15 protein-coding genes are annotated in these 17,707 nt (G+C 65.9%); 3 read left to right on the top strand and 12 right to left on the bottom strand.

Annotated elements, in window-relative coordinates:
- Positions 1–12: 12 nt before the first annotated feature.
- From AB4118_RS08750 to AB4118_RS08780, 7 genes are all read right to left on the bottom strand, one after another.
- A complete protein-coding gene (locus AB4118_RS08750) occupies positions 13–981 on the bottom strand; it encodes an ABC transporter ATP-binding protein (protein ID WP_441489362.1) in 969 nt (322 codons plus the stop codon).
- Complete coding sequence (locus AB4118_RS08755; protein ID WP_201788703.1) at positions 974–1,951, bottom strand: ABC transporter ATP-binding protein; 978 nt, start codon at positions 1,949–1,951, stop codon at positions 974–976. Before AB4118_RS08755 ends, AB4118_RS08750 begins: the two co-directional genes overlap by 8 nt.
- An 11-nt stretch (positions 1,952–1,962) precedes the next feature.
- The gene (locus tag AB4118_RS08760) at positions 1,963–3,465 is read right to left on the bottom strand and encodes an amidohydrolase family protein (RefSeq protein WP_441489363.1); all 1,503 of its coding nucleotides are present in this window, start codon (positions 3,463–3,465) and stop codon (positions 1,963–1,965) included.
- A complete protein-coding gene (locus tag AB4118_RS08765) occupies positions 3,465–4,664 on the bottom strand; it encodes an amidohydrolase family protein (protein ID WP_441489364.1) in 1,200 nt (399 codons plus the stop codon). Before AB4118_RS08765 ends, AB4118_RS08760 begins: the two co-directional genes overlap by 1 nt.
- 21 nt (positions 4,665–4,685) lie before the next feature.
- A complete protein-coding gene (locus AB4118_RS08770) occupies positions 4,686–5,621 on the bottom strand; it encodes an ABC transporter permease (RefSeq protein ID WP_441489365.1) in 936 nt (311 codons plus the stop codon).
- Complete coding sequence (locus tag AB4118_RS08775) at positions 5,611–6,603, bottom strand: ABC transporter permease (RefSeq protein ID WP_069879765.1); 993 nt, start codon at positions 6,601–6,603, stop codon at positions 5,611–5,613. The genes AB4118_RS08770 and AB4118_RS08775 overlap by 11 nt, the downstream gene beginning before the upstream one ends.
- A gap of 65 nt (positions 6,604–6,668) precedes the next feature.
- A complete protein-coding gene (locus tag AB4118_RS08780) occupies positions 6,669–8,237 on the bottom strand; it encodes an ABC transporter substrate-binding protein (RefSeq protein ID WP_441489366.1) in 1,569 nt (522 codons plus the stop codon).
- A gap of 251 nt (positions 8,238–8,488) precedes the next feature.
- On the opposite strand from AB4118_RS08780, the gene AB4118_RS08785 reads away from it, so the two are divergent.
- The 3 genes from AB4118_RS08785 (at position 8,489) to AB4118_RS08795 (ending at position 11,766) form a co-directional block, all read left to right on the top strand.
- A complete protein-coding gene (locus AB4118_RS08785) occupies positions 8,489–9,199 on the top strand; it encodes a GntR family transcriptional regulator (protein ID WP_052513480.1) in 711 nt (236 codons plus the stop codon).
- Positions 9,196–9,903 (top strand): flavin reductase family protein, encoded by a 708-nt coding sequence (locus AB4118_RS08790; RefSeq protein ID WP_201788634.1) that lies wholly within the window; start codon positions 9,196–9,198, stop codon positions 9,901–9,903. Before AB4118_RS08785 ends, AB4118_RS08790 begins: the two co-directional genes overlap by 4 nt.
- Positions 9,904–9,987: 84 nt before the next feature.
- Positions 9,988–11,766 carry an SLC13 family permease gene (locus AB4118_RS08795; protein ID WP_441489367.1) on the top strand — a complete coding sequence of 593 codons (1,779 nt, stop codon included), beginning with the start codon at positions 9,988–9,990 and terminating at the stop codon, positions 11,764–11,766.
- Here the strand turns inward: AB4118_RS08795 and AB4118_RS08800 are convergent.
- The 5 genes from AB4118_RS08800 to AB4118_RS08820 form a co-directional block, all read right to left on the bottom strand.
- On the bottom strand, positions 11,758–12,657 hold the full coding sequence (locus AB4118_RS08800) for a DMT family transporter (protein ID WP_441489368.1): 900 nt from the start codon (positions 12,655–12,657) through the stop codon (positions 11,758–11,760). The genes AB4118_RS08795 and AB4118_RS08800 overlap by 9 nt on opposite strands.
- 90 nt (positions 12,658–12,747) lie before the next feature.
- Entirely contained in the window at positions 12,748–14,037 is a 1,290-nt protein-coding gene (locus AB4118_RS08805) for an ArgE/DapE family deacylase (RefSeq protein ID WP_441489369.1), read from the bottom strand.
- A gap of 157 nt (positions 14,038–14,194) precedes the next feature.
- Positions 14,195–15,802 (bottom strand): ABC transporter ATP-binding protein, encoded by a 1,608-nt coding sequence (locus AB4118_RS08810; RefSeq protein ID WP_441489370.1) that lies wholly within the window; start codon positions 15,800–15,802, stop codon positions 14,195–14,197.
- The gene (locus tag AB4118_RS08815) at positions 15,802–16,638 is read right to left on the bottom strand and encodes an ABC transporter permease (RefSeq protein WP_441489371.1); all 837 of its coding nucleotides are present in this window, start codon (positions 16,636–16,638) and stop codon (positions 15,802–15,804) included. Before AB4118_RS08815 ends, AB4118_RS08810 begins: the two co-directional genes overlap by 1 nt.
- Positions 16,635–17,612 carry an ABC transporter permease gene (locus tag AB4118_RS08820; RefSeq protein WP_069879759.1) on the bottom strand — a complete coding sequence of 326 codons (978 nt, stop codon included), beginning with the start codon at positions 17,610–17,612 and terminating at the stop codon, positions 16,635–16,637. The genes AB4118_RS08815 and AB4118_RS08820 overlap by 4 nt, the downstream gene beginning before the upstream one ends.
- Positions 17,613–17,707 lie beyond the last annotated feature (95 nt).

A 17,707-nucleotide genomic window follows, 5' to 3' on the forward strand; every position in this document is an offset into this window, starting at 1 on the left:
TCCGCGTACCGATCACGCTCTGTCGCAGGCGAGGCGGACATCGCCGAAATCGCGCAGCGGGGGGCGTTGCTGCGAACAGCGCTCGACGGCACTCGCACAGCGCGGGTGAAACGCGCAGCCGCTCGGCGGCGCAATCGGGCTCGGCACCTCGCCCGACATCGGCTTGCGCTCCCGGTTCGGTCTCTCGACATCGGGAATCGTCTCGAGCAGCAGCCGCGTATAGGGATGGCGCGGCAGGTTGAAGACCTCATCGGCGGGGCCGGCCTCGACGAAGCGGCCGAGATACATGATCGCCAGATGGTCGGACATGTGCCGAACCACCGAGAGATTATGGCTGATGAAGAGATAGGTCAGGCCGAACTCGGCCTGCAGCCTCACCATGAGATTGAGGATCTGTGCCTGCACGGAGACGTCGAGTGCCGAGGTCGGCTCGTCGCAGACCAGGAAATCGGCCTCGGTCGCCAGTGCACGGGCGATCGAGATGCGCTGCCGCTGCCCGCCAGAGAATTCATGCGGGAAGCGCCGGGCGTCGGCGCGGGACAGACCGACGATCTCGAGCAGATCGCCGACGCGTTCCGTCGCCTCGGCGTCATCGCGGCGCAGCTTCAGCTCGCGGATCGGCTCGGCGATGATGTCGCCGACCCGCCAGCGCGGATTCAGGCTGGCGTAGGGATCCTGGAAGATCATCTGAACGCGTGGCGGACCGAAGCTGCCATCGAGGCGGCGGATATCGGCGAAGCGCAAGCTGCCCTCGGTCGGGCGCTGCAGCCCGACGATCATCCGTGCCAGCGTCGACTTCCCGCAGCCGGACTCGCCGACGATGCTGAAAGTGGTGCCACGCTGGACCGTGAAGGAGATATCCTCGACCGCCCTCAACACACGGCGCGGCTCATGCGAAGCCAGACGGGACAGCCAGGGCGCCGAGACGTCGAAGCGGCACGACGCCGCCTTCACCTCGAGAATGGTTTCGGTTTCAGCCATGAACCAGCTCGCGCAAGGGGAAATGGCAGGCGGCGATATGGAGCCCCGCGCCCAGCGAAGGCCGCTCGTCGCGGCAGCGGTCGCGGCAAGAACCGCACCGCGGATTGAAGGCGCAGCCCTTCGGTATGGCGTTCAGTCGCGGCATGGCGCCGTCGATCTGGTTGAGATGGCGATGGCGCTCATGCACGCTCGGGATCGAAGCCATCAGCCCGGCCGTATAGGGATGGCTGGGGTGGCGCGTCACATCCTTCACAGGGCCGACCTCGACGACCCGTCCGGCATACATCACCGCGACCCTGTCTGCCGTCTCGGCGATCACGCCCATGTCATGTGTCACCAGCATGATCGCTGTGCCATGCTCGCGGCAGAGCCGCTTGAGCAGGCTCATGATCTGCGCCTGGATCGAAACGTCGAGCGCCGTCGTCGGCTCGTCCGCGATGATCAGCTTGGGTTCGGCGCAGAGAGCCAGCGCGATCACCACACGCTGGCGCATGCCGCCCGAGAACTGATGCGGATAATGGTCGATCCGCGTTTCGGCGGCGGGAATGCCGACTTCCTTGAGAAGGTGGAGCGCCCGTGCCCGCGCCTCGCCACGGCTGACCGGCAGATGCGCCAGGATCGTCTCGACGATCTGATCCCCAACCCGGAGCAGTGGATGGAGCGAGGTCAGCGGATCCTGGAAGATCGCGCCGATCTCCTTGCCCCGCACCAGGCGCATCGCCTCGGCTGGGAGATTGTCGATGCGCCGGCCGTTGAGATGGATGCTGCCGCCTGCAACCCGGCCGGGCGGATCGAGCAGGCCGATCACCGCCGTACCGGTCAGGGATTTGCCCGCCCCCGACTCGCCGACAACGCCAAGGATCTCGCCTGGCGCGATCTCGAGCGAAACGCCGTCGAGCGCCGTCAGCGGGCCATGTCGGCCGTCGAAGACGACCTTGAGGTCCCGCACCGAGAGCAGCGACTGGGGCACGGCCATGGCGGTCATGTTCTCTCCTCCCCACGTTCGACCGGATAGCTTGACGAGAAGATCTCGGAAGCCGGCGGGTGGCCATGTGTCCGGCGCGGGTACTGCGCCATCACGCCTTCGAACTGTTTCTGCGCGCGCCGCTTGTCCGCAGCTTCGTCGACGCCCGGGATCTCGCGGTCCTCCATGACGAAGCGGCCGTCGATGATCACCGTCGCGAAGTCGCGGCCGTGTCCGGCGAGCAGCATGGTCTGGATCGGATCGATGACCTGGCCGAGATGTGGCCGGTCGAGATCGAAGACCGTGATATCGGCCCGTGCGCCGGGCTGGAGCCTGCCGAGATCCGGGCGGCCAAGCGCATCGGCACCGCCAATGGTCGCCGCGTCGTAATAGTCCTCGCTGCGCACGCTGGCCGAGCTGCCCGCCATGGTGCGGGCGAGGATCATGCCGACCTGCATGTTCATGATCATGTCCGGTGGGCTGGTATCGGTGCCGAGGCCGAGATTCAGGCCCATCTCGCGATAGCGGCCGAAATGATCGATGGCATTGCCGTGGCGTCCGGAAACCAGAGGACAGTGCACGATGGTCGAACCGGCATCGCGGATGATCTCGAGATCGCGGCCAGGCCGGGAAATGTGCCTGCTGCCGGAGACATAGGTTCCGTGAGGCAGGAGCGTCCGCTCGGTCAGAAAGCCGAGCTTCTCCAGCCATTCCGGCGGGCTCATGCCGTGCTGCGCCAGCACGAGATCGTACTCGATCTTCGACTGGCAGCAGTGCAGCCGCACCGGCACGCCAAGCGTCCGGCCGGCCTCCGTCGTGCGCCGAAGCAGTTCGGCAGTCGAGGTCTCGATCCGGTCCGGCGCGAGCATGGTGCGGACGAGTCCGCCGGCGGCGCCCTCAAAGCGCTCGCAGAAGGCGATCGCCTCCGCGAGCTCGGCAAGGCCGCGAGGCTCGTCATAAGCCGTCGTGATCCTGCCATCGGCCTCGACCACCTGGTTCCCGGTGCGGTAGGCCGGGCCGAGATAGGCGCGCAGGCCGAGTTTCGCCGCGGCTTCTGCCGCATCGGAGAACTCTTCCGGCGTCTCGCCCCATTGCCGGTAGAACAGCGAGGCGATCGGCAGCGCCGTGGTGATGCCATTGCGGATCAACGTCGCGAAGGCATGATGCTTCTGGAAGGCAAGCTCCTCCCGCGAATACATCTCGACCGGGCCGGCCTCGATATAGGAACGCGGCCAGACACGCCCCTTCTTCCAGGCCGGTTGGTTGTCATAGGCGAGGATGGTGGTGTCGAGATCGGAAAGCGCGTCGAGATCGACGAAGCCGGGTCCGATCAGCGCGTTGCCGTAATCGATCCGGCGCATGACCTCGCCGGGGAAGCGATGGCCGATGAAGACCACTTCGCCATTCTCGAAGACGATCTCGCCATTCTCGATGAGCCGATGCCGGCCGTCGCGGTGGCCGACGAGCCAGCGCGCGGTCAGCAGGACCCTGCCCTTGGGGTGCGGCGCGGCCTGCAGCATCAGGGTGCGCTCTTGATCGAGACGCCGTCGCGCGCGACGATCTTGCCGCCCTTGACGACGCGACGCTTCGGCGAGCGGGTCACGATCGCCTCGGCCAGCGTCTCGCCGGGCACGAGCACGAGATCGGCCCGACAGCCCTGGCTCAGCCCGTAGCCGTCGAGTTCCATCACCTTGGCACCCTCGATGGTGCAGACATCGAGCGCGATCCGGAGTTCATCGTCGCGCCGGAAGTTGTTGCGCAGGCCGACGAACATGGCGCGCTCCAGCATGTCGGCATTGCCATACGGCCCCCAGGTGTCGCGGATGCCGTCTGAGCCGGAGCAGACCCGGATGCCGGCCTCGATCAGCCGCTTCACCGGCGGGGCCGGCCTGCTCGCCGGCGCCGTCGTCATGATGGCAATGTCGAGCTCGGCGAGCTGGGCGATCAGCGGATCGATGAGCGCCGGGTCCGGCGTGCCGAGGCAGAAGGCATGGCTGATCGTGACCTTGCCCTTCATGCCGAGTGCCCGTGTACGCTCGATGATCATGTCCATCGAGAAGGCGCCGACCTCACCCGGCTCATGCAGGTGGATGTCGAGCGGCTTGCCGTAGCGCTGGCAGAGCGCAAACACGGCGTCGAGATGGCCCTTGGGATCACGGTCGATCGTGCAGGGATCGAGGCCGCCGACCACTTCCGCGCCGAGCTTCATGGCCTCGTCCATCAGCTCCAGCGTGCCGGGCCGGCGCAGCATGCCGGACTGCGGGAAGGCGACGATCTCGACGTCGATGATGTCGCGATAATCGTCGCGCATCTTCATCACGCCCTCGACGCCCCACATGCCGTGGTCGGTATCGATGTCGATATGGCTGCGGATATGGGTCGAGCCCATCAGCGAGGACTGGATGCTCTGGCGGGCCGATTGCTGATAGGGATCGATGCCGAGCCGACGCTTGTTCAGGCGCTCATTGTCGATCTTGTCGAGAAGTCTCGGGCCAACTTCGTTCTTGTACCAGGGCAGGCCCCAGAGGCTCTTGTCGAGATGGGTGTGAGCCTCGACCAGGCCGGGCAGCAGGATCTCGTTGCGGCCATCCTCGACCACGACACCGGCCGGCGCGGCAAGCCCGGTCCCGAGGCGGGCAATCCGCCCCTTCTCGATCAGGATATCGGTCGCCTCGCCGCCAAGCGGGCGAATATTGCGCAGCAGAAGATCGGTAGCCATCGTTTCCTCGTCAGTTTCTTGTCAGCGGAGTTTCGGATTCAGCGCATCGCGTAGCCAGTCGCCGAGCAGGTTGACCGAGAGCACGATCAGCCCGAGCTGCAGTGACGGGAAGACGACCAGCCACCAGGAGCCGGAGAACAGGTACTGGTTGCCGATGCGGATCAGCGTGCCGAGCGAAGGCTGGGTGATCGGCATCCCGACGCCCAGGAAGGACAGGGTCGCTTCCGACAGGATTGCCAGACCGAGATTGAGCGTCGCGGCGACCATCACCGGCGTCAGGGTGTTTGGCAGGATGTGGCGGCGCATGATTCGCGCCGGCGCGACCTTGATGATGCGCGCAGCGAGCACGTATTCCTTGCGCCGTTCGACCATGGTGGAGGCGCGCACGGTGCGCGCATACTGCACCCAGTTGGTCAGCGAGATCGAGACCACCAGCACCACCGCAGCGAAAGGCTCACGCAGGCCGGGTGGCAGCAACTCGCGGAAGATAGCGCTGACCAGGATCGCCATCAGCAGGGTCGGGATCGAGAGAACGGTGTCGCCGAGGCGCATCAGGAGGTTGTCGATGCGGCCGCCATAGAAGCCCGAGACCAGCCCGACCGTAACGCCGAGCCCCATCGAGACGATCACCGCCGCGATGCCGATCAGCAGCGAGACGCGCGTGCCGTACAGAATGGCCGACAACACATCGCGTCCCTGCGGGTCCGTGCCAAGCAGAAACGGCCACTCCCCGCCGGCCTGCCAGATCGGCGGGATCTCGGCCTTGTCGATGAAGACCTGAGCGAGATCATGCGGGTTCTGCGGCGCGATCAGGGGCGCGAGAAACGCGGTCGCGATCAGCAGCACCAGCACCAGCGTCGAAAGCCAGGCCGCGGGAGTGCGGCAGAAGCTCCAGCCGATATCGCTGTCGAGGAAGCGGCGCAGGCGGCCGGGCTTGGCAGTGGCATCAACGGGCATTGGCGGCTCCCGAAATCGCATCTTCGCGCAGCCTCGGATCGACATAGGCGTAGAGCAGGTCGACCAGTGCGTTCAGTGACACGAAGATGAAGGAGACGACGATCAGATAGGCCGCCATCACCGGGATATCGACGAAGGTCACGGCCTGGACGAAGAGCATGCCCATGCCCGGCCATTGGAAGACGGTTTCGGTCACCAGCGCGAAGGCGATCAGGTTGCCGATCTGCAGACCGGTGACCGTGATCACCGGCATCAGGCAGTTGCGCAGCGCATGGCGGAAATTCACCGCGCGAGCCGGCAGGCCCCGCGCCCGGGCGAAGCGGATGAAGTCGGTGCGCATCGTCTCCAGCATCTCGGCCCGCACCAGCCGCATCACCAGCGTGATCTGGAAGAGCGAGAGCGTGATGCCCGGCAGGATCAGCGCGCGGCGGCCGGACGGTGTCAGGAAACCTGTGCTCCACCAGCCGATCTGCACCACCTCGCCGCGGCCGAAGGCCGGCAGCCATTGCAGCGTCACCGAGAAGAGCAGGATGAACAGGATGCCGAGCGCAAAGCTTGGCAGGGAGACGCCGAGCACAGAGACGAATTGCAGCGACTTGGCGAGCAGGCTGTCACGTCTGATCGCCGTGTAGACGCCGAGTGGGATCCCGACTGCGAGCGACAGGAAGGTCGCCACCAGCACCAGTTCGAAAGTGGCCGGGAAGCGCTCCGTGATCAGCGTGAAGACATCCTGCTGATTGCGATAGGAGATGCCGAAATCGCCGCGCGCCGCGTTGCCGACAAAGGTCGCAAATTGCAGGACGAAGCCCCGGTCGAGACCGAGACGCACGCGCAACTCGTCGCGCTGCGCCTGGCTCGCCTGCTCGTTCAGCATCAGCTCGACGGGATCGCCGACAAAGCGAAAGATCAGGAAGGCGAGGAAGGCGACGGCGAGCATCACGCCAGCCGCGTTCAGCAGTCGTTTCAGCAGGAAAGCCGGCATCGTCCCCTCCGGTCACAATGGACCGGGAGCGCCTGAACGCTCCCGGCCGGTCGATGCGGTTCAGCTCACTTCAGCATGGTCAGCCACAGGCGCGGCTTGTTGTCGGAGGCCTGCACCGTCGAGGCCACCGTGTTGCGCATTGCCCAGGCCATCGGCTGCTGATGCAGCGGAATGAAGAGATGCTCGGCCTTGGCGATCTTGAGCGCCTCCATCATCATCGGGATGCGCTTGCTGTTGTCGAGTTCGACGCCGGCCTTGTCGATCAGCGCATCGATGCGCGGATCGCCCCAGTTGCCCCAGTTGAACACGCCGCCTGTGCCGCTCTTCGAGCGCAGCACCTGAACCAGCAGCGAGTAGGCGTCGATCATCGGCTCATTGGCCCAGCCAAAGGAGATCACGTCGAAATCGCCCTTGACGCGTTTCGGTGTCTGCTGGCTGCGCGGGGCGAGGCTGAGATTGGGCTTCAGGCCGGCGCGCGACCACATCGAAGCGACCGCCTGGCAGAACTCCTCCTCGTTGACCAGGCTGTCGGCCTGACAATTGAACTGGAAGGAGAAGCCGTTGGGATAACCGGCGGCCGCCAGCAGCTTCTTGGCCCCCTCGAGATCGAAGGGCAGGCGCTCATCCTGGGACGGCTCGTAGCCTGGGATCGCCGGAGCGACCAGGGCGCCGGTATTGCGCGAGAGGCCGCGCATGGCCCGCTTCTGGACGGCATCGATGTCGATCGCGCGATAGAGCGCCTCACGGACCCGGATATCCTTGAAGGGGTTCTTGTCCTTCACATCGCTCTCGAACAGCGCATCCTTCAGATTGAGGGCGAAGAAGACCGAGCGCAGCTCGTTGGTCTGCAGGACCTTGACGTCGGGCGAAGCCGCGAGCCGCGGCAGATCCTGCAAGGGCGCGACATTGGTGAAGTCGATCTCGCCGGAGAGCAACGCGGCGACACGGGTCGAGGCCGAGGTGATCGGCGTGAACTCGATGACGTCGATATTGTGCTGCGGCTTGTCCCACCAGGTCGGGTTCTTGATGAAGATCGTCTTGGCGTCGGCGCGGCGGCTCTCGACCTTGAACGGGCCGGTGCCGTTGGTGTTGTCGGTTGCGTACCCCTTGATGCCCTTGCCGGAATCGGTCGGGAGCGAGGTGTTGTTCGCCTCCATCCACTCCTTGTCGAAGATGAAGATGTTGGTGAGGTCGTTCAGCAGCAGCGGGTACGGGCCGTTGACCTCGATCTCGACGGTATAGTCGTCGATCTTCTTGGCGCTCTTGTAGGCCGGCAGATTGCCCTTGAGCGGCGAGGTGTCATGCGTGACGCGGTCGAGCGAGGCGATCACGTCGTCAGCGGTGAAGGGGTTGCCATTGTGGAACTTCACACCCTGACGCAGCTTGAAGCGCCAGACCGTGGGGGAGACCGTCTCCCATGATTCCGCCAGGGCCGGCTCGATCTTGAGATCGCCAGTGTAGCGCACCAGCCCCTCATAGACATGATTGAGCACGGAGAGCGTGAACGTCTCGCCGTAGGAATAGGGGTCGAGCGAGGCGATCTCGCGCGACGCGCCCCATTTCAGGGTCTTCGCCTCAGCCGCGCCGTTCAGCGCCAGAGCCGCGACAGCCGCCAACAACCAGTGCTTCTTCATCGATCTCTCCTCTCGATGAACCTGCGGCGCATCTTTGGCGCTCGGTCAGGCTCGGTGCCCCTCGTGAATGCCCAATCCCGCGCCACCCTGGCACTTTGTGCAGCATCTCGTGCGCAATCAACAATCAATATTGCATACGATAGAGATATCGTATTGTATACGATTATCGCAGACAAGGGGAAACTGGAGTGGAGCGGGATCCCGTGACATGGAGTGAGGCTGAGACGGCCGAGCCAGAGCGGAGACGCACCATGCCGACGGAACCCCGCCCTCATGGATTGCGTGCGCAATCCGTGTACAAGGCGCTGCGACGCGCAATCATCGAGCAGGCCCTGCGGCCTGGCATGAAGCTTCCCGAAGACTCGATCGGCGAACAGCTCGGTGTCAGCCGTACGCTGGTGCGCGAGGCCTTCGGGCGGCTCGCCGTCGAGGGCCTGGTCGAGCTCAAGCCCAATCGCGGCGCCTCGGTCGCCTATCCCACCCTGGAAGAAGCCCGCGACGTCTTCGACGTCCGCCGCAGCCTTGAACGGTTGGTCGCCGAGACCCTTGCCGGCCGGCTCACCCCGGCGCAGATCACCGAACTTGAGCACCATGTCCGGCAGGAGGAAGCCGCACATGGACAGGACGGGCCGGAATCGATCCGGCTCTCTGGCGATTTCCACATCCGGCTCGCCGAGATGACGGGCAACGTCCTGCTGCTGCGCTATATCCAGGAGCTGAGCTCGCGCTGCTCGCTGGTTCTGGCGATCTACGGCCGTCCGCATTCGTCGGAATGCGCCGTCTCGGAGCACAGGCAGCTGATCGAGGCGCTGAAGCGCGGCGATGCGAAGCAGGCCGCCGAGCTGATGGATCATCATCTGCAGGCCGTGGTCACGCGCGCCCTGCTCACTCCCCGGGCGGAGCGCGACATCCGCGACCTGCTCGCCCCCTACGCATTGAGCGAAGGACTGACTCCCCCATGACCGCTCAGCCGCGCGTCCAGCCCAAGTCCGACACCCAGCCCTCGATCGTCACCTTCGATTTCGCGTCGCTCACGCCACGCGAGCGCTACAAGCTCCTGATCGGCGCGGTCGTGCCACGCCCGATCGCGCTGGTGACGACGGTCGATGCGCAGGGCGTCGTCAACGCCGCGCCGTTCAGCTTCTTCAACTGCCTTTCGGCCGATCCCGCGATCCTGGCCCTTGGCGTCGAGTATCGCCCGACAGGGGGCCAGAAGGATACCGGTCGCAATGTCCGCGATACCCTCGCCTTCACCGTGAACATCGTCTCTGACGCGCTCATTGCCGGCATGAATGTCTGCGCGGTGCCTTTTGCGCCGGGCATCGACGAATTGCGCGAAGCGGGGCTCGATGCCCTGCCGGGCGTCAAAGTGCCCTGCCCCTGGATCGGTCAGGCACCCGCCGCCTTCGAATGTCGCCACCACACCACGCTCGGCATCGGCAACTCCCGAGAGATCATCCTCGGCGAAGTCGTCTACGCCCATTTCCGGGCCGACATCGTCGACGAACGGCTCCATGTCGACCCGGTCGGGCTCGACGCCATCGGCCGAATGGGCGGTCATGGCTATGCCACGACCCGCGACTATTTCGACCTGCCCACGATGTCGGTCGACACCTGGACCCAGCGCCCGGAAGAGGCGAACCGGCGCACGTCGCTGAAGGACTGAACGTCCGATTGCAGGCTTGCGGAACGATCCGCTGAAGTGGAGGTTGGACAAGGCGCCGGCCCGGGCGCGGCCTCCAGGGACTGCATGACTCTCGATCAATCGCTCTCCATCGCCGTCATCACAACGATGATGGCGCTCTTCGTCTGGGGCCGCCTCCGCTATGATGTCGTCGCGGCGCTGGCACTCCTCGCCGCGCTGGCTCTGGGCCTCGTACCGGCCAAGGACGCCTTCAAGGGCTTTTCCGACGATATCGTCATCATTGTCGGCAGCGCGCTCGTGGTCAGCGCAGCGGTCGCGCGCTCCGGCATCATCGAGCGCGCACTCAGCCATGTTGCGCCCTATGTCCGCTCGACACAGATGCAGATCTCGCTGCTCGTGTTCTCGGTCGCGGTGATGTCGGCGATCATCAAGAATATCGGTGCGCTCGCGATGATGCTGCCGATCGCCTACCAGCTCGCCCGGAAGGGTGGAAAATCGCCATCCATCTTCCTGATGCCGATGGCCTTCGCCTCGCTGCTCGGCGGCATCGTCACGCTGGTCGGCACCTCGCCGAACATCATCGTCGCCCGCGTCCGCGAGGAACTGACCGGCCGCCCCTTCGAGATGTTCGACTTTGCGCCGGTCGGCCTCGGTCTCGCGCTCGCCGGCTGCCTGTTTCTATGCGTGGGCTACCGCCTGCTGCCGCGCGACCGGCAAGGCGCAGCCTCGCTCGAACAGGCGCTCGACATCTCCGACTATGTCACCGAGGTTCAAGTTCCCCAGCGCTCGGCGCTTGCCGGCAAAACCATCTCCGAGCTCAAGGCCATTGCGGAGGGTGAGGTCGATGTCGTCGCCATCCTGCGCTCCAAGACGCGGCTGTCCGCCCCGTTCCCAGATGCCGGCCTGCGTCCCGGCGATATCCTGTTGCTGCGCGGCGAGCCCAAGGCGCTTGAGCGCGTGGTCGCGCAGGGCGGCCTCCAACTCGATGCCGACCAGCGCCCGACCCATAGTACGGGCGCGCTCGATCAGATCACCGTGAGCGAGGCGATCGTCGGCCCCGTCTCATTACTGACGGGACGCTCCGTTGGCGAAATCGAGCTACACGAGCGCTATCGCGTCAATCTGCTCGCGGTGAGCCGCTCGGGCGAGCGCTTCCGGGAACGCCTGCGCAACATCACCCTGCGCACCGGCGATGTCGTCGTCCTCCAGGGCGACGAGAAAATCCTGCCGGAGCGAATGCGCGAACTGGGCCTGATGCCGCTCGCGGAACGCGCGCTGACGCTCGGCAGTGCCCGCAGGGGCTGGGTTACCGGCGCGATCCTGCTTGCGACCGTGATCGCGATCGCCTTCAACCTCGTCCCGGTTTCGGTCGCGTTCTTTGCGGCAGCCGCGCTGCTCGTCACCTTCCGAGCGATCTCGCCGCGCGACGCCTATGATTCGATCGAATGGCCCATCCTCGTCATGCTGGCGGCCCTGATCCCGGTCAGCGACACTTTGCGCTCGACTGGAACCACGGATCTGCTCGCCGGCTGGCTCGCGAGTGTCGGCATGCACCTTCCCGGCTGGGGCGCGGTGGCGCTGATTCTCGTCTCTGCCATGGCGGTCACGCCCTTCCTGAACAACGCTGCGACAGTGCTGGTCATGGCCCCGATCGGCGCGAGCTTTGCGAAGAGCCTCGGTTACAGCCCCGATGCCTTCCTGATGGCGGTGGCGATCGGTGCGGCCTGCGACTTCCTCACGCCGATCGGCCACCAGTGCAACACGCTGGTGATGGGTCCGGGAGGGTATCGCTTCGGCGACTACGCCCGGCTTGGCGCGCCGCTGTCGCTGCTGGTGATCCTGCTCGGTGTGCCGCTGATCATGCTGGTCTGGCCGCTACGATAGGGCTTTGGCCCCGCGCCGCCGCTGCGGCAGCATGATGGTCCCGGATGCGGCGACCACCAGCACGAGGCCGAGCCAGTCGCTCGGCGTCGGTCGCTCGCCGAGCAACAGCACGGAACCCAGAACGCCGACGGCCGGCACCATCAGCGTGCCAAGGCTGGCAATGCCCGCGGGCAGCCGCGCGATCACCGTGAACCACAGGAAATAGGCCAGCGCCTGTGCTCCCAGGATATGGAAGGTCAACGCGGCGAAGGTCCGTGCCTCCAGCATCTTGGGAACGGGCAGGCCCTCGAAGACCAGCATGCCGATCCCGGCGACAACGCCGCCGATCAGCAGCTGCCACGCGGCGATGGTCAGTGCCGGCGCCGAAACCGGCCAGCGCTTGGTGACGATCGTGCCCAGGGCCCAGCTCACGCTGGCGATCAGCGCGTAGAGCAGGCCGATGGAGAACGAGCCGCTGGCGAGCAATGGCAGGCCGAGGCACAGCAATCCCGCAGCGCCGAGGCCGAGGCCGAGCAGGCGCCTTCGGTCAAAGGGCTCGGCAAGGACGAACCGTGCGAGCAATGTCGCCCAGATCGGCATGGTGAAGGTCAGGATCGCCGCCCGCGAGGTCGGCGCGGCGAGCTGTGCGAAGGCAAGCAATACGTTGAAGGCGGCAATCGAAAGGAAGCCGGCAATCGCCAGCCTCAGCCATTGGCCTCTGGGCACCGCCAGAGACTGCCCACGTGCGAGCCCTATGGCGACCAGAGCCAGCCCCGCAAAGCTCATGCCGCCGGCCCGGAGCGTCCAGGGCGCGATCTCGGTCAGCGCGATGCGGACAGCCGGCCAGTTGAAGCCCCAGAGCAGACCGAGCAACGGAACGAGCAGAAGCGAGCGGCCGGGGGTTTGCGACATGGCGTGACTATGGCCGAACCGGCGGCGCCATTGTCATGCCAAATCGCGCAGGAGCCGATGCACGTTTATCGCCCCGGCCGCCGCGCGGCGTCACTCCGGGACGCTCTCGACGCCGCACCATTCGGCCACGAACAGGGCCATGGTTCCGGTGATGCGCTTCAGCGAGGCGAGGCTAACCCGCTCGTCGAAAGCGTGGATGTTCTCCGAGATCGGGCCATAGCACAGCGCCGGCATCTTGTCGTAGAGCGCGTAGACGCGGGTATCGAGATAGCCCGCCGTCATGAAGCTCTTCAGTGGTTTGCCGGTCGCGCCCTGATGCGCCCGGCCGAGCACGGCCTCCGCCTCGCTGCCGGGTTCGAGCACATAGCCTTCCGAATAGAAGCCGTTGAAGGTCACGCTCGGCGGATTGTTGGCGAGGAACGAATCGCCACGCGCATGCGTCAGCACGCAGGCCTCGATCCGCTTCGCCAATTCCTCGGCGCTGACCCCGGGATAGAGTCCGATGCGGCAGTCGATCCTGCACCAGCACGGCACGGAGGAGGCCCAGTCGCCGCCCTCGATCTTGCCGATATTCAGGTTGATCGGATGGGCGACGTCCTCGAAATGCTCGCGTCCGGCCTTCTCCGCGTTGAGTTCCTCCTCGAGCTTCCGCAGCGCCCCGATGACGCGATAGGCCCCGTCGATCGCGTTCGCGCCCGCGCCCATCTCGCGCACATGCATCGGCACGCCACGCACCTCGATCTGGAACCAGAGCACACCGGTATTGGCGCGCACCAGCATTTCCTCCTCTGGCTCGGGGATCAGCACCGCATCGGCCTTGTAGCCGCGCAGATGCGTCATCAGCGCGCCGTTACCGGTCGATTCCTCCTCGACCACCGACTGCACGTAGACCGTGGCCGCCGGCTGCAGGCCGATGCGCCGGAGCGCGTCGAGGCAGAACAGGTTGGCGGCATGGCCAGCCTTCATGTCCGCGCCACCACGGCCATAGAGCCAATCTCCCTCGATCACCGGGTCGAAGGGCCGATGCGTCCAAAACGTGTCCGGCCCGGTCGGCACGACATCGACATGCGCCTGCAGGATCAGGGAGCGCCCCTTTTCCTCGCGCGGGTGATGGATGCCGACGACGATCGGCGCATCCGAATGCTCATCGGAGAACGGCGCACCACCGGGATGGGCCGCGATCGCCTCGCGATCCATTCCGAAGCGGTCCATCGTGAAGCCACGCCCCTTCAGCGCCCGGAAGACGAAATCCTGCACCGCGTGTTCTTGCCCGCGCAGCGAGCCGAAGCGGATCATCTCCTGGGTGAAGGCGATTTGCTCGGCAAAGCCGGCCTCCACTGAGGCAAGGATGCGGTCGCGAAGCGCGGGATCGAGAGGCATGGGCAGGTCTCCGGTCGGTTAGGCGGCAAGCAGGTGCTCGCCGTCACGCTGGCCTTGTGCCGAGCATCCGCGCCTCGCGACGCGGATGGCAGGTGTGGACATGGATGGTCGGGACAGGCCCGACCAGGACGATGAGGCAATGGCCGGCAAGGCTGCGTCACAGCGCGAAGCGGCGGCCGCCGGGCACGGCGGCGAGCAGTTGGCGCGTGTAGTCATGCTGCGGATTGGCGAAGAGCGCAGCCGTCGGGCCGGTCTCGACGATACGCCCGCGCTGCATCACGGCGATGCGGTCGCAGATCTGCGCAGCCACGCGCAGGTCATGCGTGACGAACAGGATCGCCAGGCCGAGCCGCTGCTGGATATCCTTGATCAGCGTCAGGATCTGAGCCTGGACCGAGACGTCGAGCGCCGAGACTGCCTCGTCCGCGACCAGCACGTCGGGCTCGAGCGCGAGCGCGCGGGCGATGCCGATGCGCTGGCGCTGCCCGCCCGAGAATTCATGCGGGTAGCGGTCTATCGCATTGGCCGAGAGGCCGACGAGCTCGAGCAGCTCCCTTGCCCGCCCGAGCGCCTGCGCGCGCGGCGTGCCATGGGCCACCGGCCCGTCCGAGATGATCCGCCCAACCGTCTGGCGCGGATTGAGCGAGGCGAACGGGTCCTGAAACACCATCTGGATGCGCTTGCGATGCTCGCGCAGCGCGGCCGGGCCGAGATCACTCAGGACGAGGTCTCCCAGTGCGATCCGCCCGCCATCGGGCTCGATCAGCCTGAGGCAGCAGCGCCCGACCGTCGACTTGCCCGACCCGGATTCGCCAACCAGCCCAAGCGTTTCGCCGCGAGCCAGGGTGAAGCTGATATCGTCGGCAGCCTTCACCTCGCGCCCGGGCCGGAAGAAGCTGCGCTTGCGATAGACCTTGCCGAGTTTCTCGACGCTCAGCACGGGCACGGTCTCGGCGATCGGCGGGCGCTCCGGCGGCGTCATCGACGGCACGGCCGCGAGCAGCCGCTTCGTGTAGTCGTGCCTCGGTTGCGACAGCACGGCGTCGGCCGTTCCCTCCTCGACGAGTTTGCCCCGCTGCAGCACGGCGATGCGATCGGCGATCTCGGCAACGACGCCGAAATCATGGGTGATGAAGAGCACCGCCGTTCCATGCTTGCGGCGCAGATTGTCGATCAGCTTCAGGATCTGCGCCTGCGTGGTCACGTCGAGCGCGGTGGTGGGCTCGTCGGCGATCAGGAGCTTCGGCTCGAGTGCGAGCGCCATCGCAATCATCACGCGCTGACGCTGGCCGCCGGAAAGCTCATGCGGATAGGCTTTCGCCAGACGCTCGGGGTCGGGCAGGCCGACCTCGGTCAGCAACGCGAGCGCACGGGCACGGCGCTCGGCATTGCTGTGCAGGCCATGCGCCTCGAACGTCTCGACGATCTGGTCGGCCACCCGCATCACCGGGTTGAGCGAGGTCATCGGCTCCTGGAAGATCATGCCGACCTCACGGCCGCGCACGTCCTGCATCGCAGCCTCGTCAAGCGCCAGCAGATCACGCCCCGCAAGGCGGATCGCGCCCGCAGCGGGCTTCACCACCTTCGGCAGCAGCCCCATCACCGCATGCGCGATCATCGACTTGCCGGAGCCGGATTCGCCGACGACGCAGAGCGTTTCACCGGGAGCGATGGTCAAGGAGACATCCTCGACCGCGAAGGCGCGGTCGGCGAGTGCCGGGAGAGCTAGCTTCAATCCCTCGATCGCGAGGACGGGCGTCGTCATCACTCCCTCCCCCGCGCCAGACGCGGGTTCAGCGCGTCGTTCAGCCCCTCGCCGGCAAGATTGAGCGCAAGAACCGTGAGGAAGATCGCAAGGCCGGGGAAGAAGCTGATCCACCAGGCATCGATCAGGCGAGTGCGCCCGGCACCGACCATATAGCCCCAGCTCATCAGGTTGGGGTCGCCCAGCCCGAGGAAGGAGAGCGAGGATTCGAGCAGGATCGCCGAGCCGATCATCAGCGAGCCCATCACGATGATCGGCGCGATGGTGTTGGGCAGCACCTGGCTGAAGATGATGCGCGGCGTCGACTGGCCGATCGTCACGGCGGCCTGCACATATTCGCGCGTCTTCAGCGACAGGACCTCGCCACGCACCAGTCGCGCCACGGGCGGCCAACTGACCACCCCGATCGCGAGCACGATCGAACCGAGCTGCGGTTGCAGGATCGCGACCATGACGATGGCGAGTGCGAAGCTCGGGATCGTCTGGAAGAACTCGGTGAAGCGCATCAACGCATCATCGACGAAGCCGCCCGCATAGCCTGCAACCGCGCCGAGCGGCACGCCGATCAGCAGCGCGACCAGCGTCGAGACCACGCCGATCATCAACGAGACACGCGCGCCATGCACCAGCCCTGCAGCGATGTTGCGCCCCAGCGTATCTGTGCCGAGCGGGAAGCGCTCCATGACGAAGGGTGCAAGGAACGGACGGCCGACTGTGCGCCATGGCGATTGCGGAAAGAGCGACGGCGCCAGCAATGCGAAGACGATGACGATGAGCAGGATGACCAACCCGACCACCGCGCCGCGATTGCGCGCGAAACGCTTGAGGAAGCTCATGATGTCGCCTCGATGCGCGGATCGGCCAGCCGGTAGACCAGGTCCGTGAGGATATTGAAGCCGACGACCATGGCCGACGAGACGAAGAAGACACCAAGCAGCACCGAGTAATCGCGCTGCACCAGGGCGTCGAACATCAAGCGGCCGATGCCGGGCCAGGCGAAGACCGTCTCGGTCAGCACCGCCCCACCGACGAGTTGGCCGGCCTGCAGGCCAGCCAACGTCACGACCGGAAGGATGGCGTTCCTCGCCACATGCCGGCGCGAGACGACCCCGGGTGAAAGCCCCTTCGCGCGCGCCGTCTTGACGAAATCGGCGCCGGCAATCTCCAGCATCGAGGCCCGCATCATTCGCGCGTAGAGCGCCGTGAAGAACAATCCGAGCGTCAGCGCCGGCAGGAAGAGATGCTGCGCGATATCGAGCGCCCGAGCGAGGCCGGTATAGTTCGCGCCGATCGTCTCGAAGCCGACATTCGGCACGAGGCCGAGCTTCAGCGAGAAGACGATCTGGCTCATCAGCGCGATCCAGAAGAGCGGTGTCGCGTAGAAGACGAGGGCAAGCGTGGTGATGACGCTGTCCTGCCAGCGCCCGGCACGCCGCGCCGCAAGCGCGCCCATCAGGACGCCCAACCCCAGCGAGACGAGAAAGGCTGCGCCGGTCAGCAGCAGGGTCGCGGGCAGTCGGTCCAGGATCAGCTCGAGCACGGGCCTCTGCTGGCGATAACTGAAACCGAGATCGAGCGAGGCATAGCCTTTGAGATAGATCCAGAGCTGTTGGATCAGCGGCTGGTCGAGGCCAAAGCGCGCCCGCAACTGCTCGAGCAGCACCGCATCGGCCGCACCGGCCTCTCCCGCGAGAACCTGCGCGGGATCGCCCGGTGCGGCGCGGATCAGGAAGAAATTCAGGATCGCGATGGCGAAGAGGACGACGATCCCCTTCACCAGCCGGCCCGCGAGAAATTGAGCGAGGTTCATCAAAATCCTTCGGCGCTACGGACGGGCAAGATGACCGGTCCGCGTCTCCCCGAAAGGAGCACGCTCAAACCCGGGATGGTCTTCAGGAAGAGGCG

The organism is Allobosea sp. 2RAB26 (assembly GCF_052115465.1).
GTDB lineage: Bacteria > Pseudomonadota > Alphaproteobacteria > Rhizobiales > Beijerinckiaceae > Allobosea.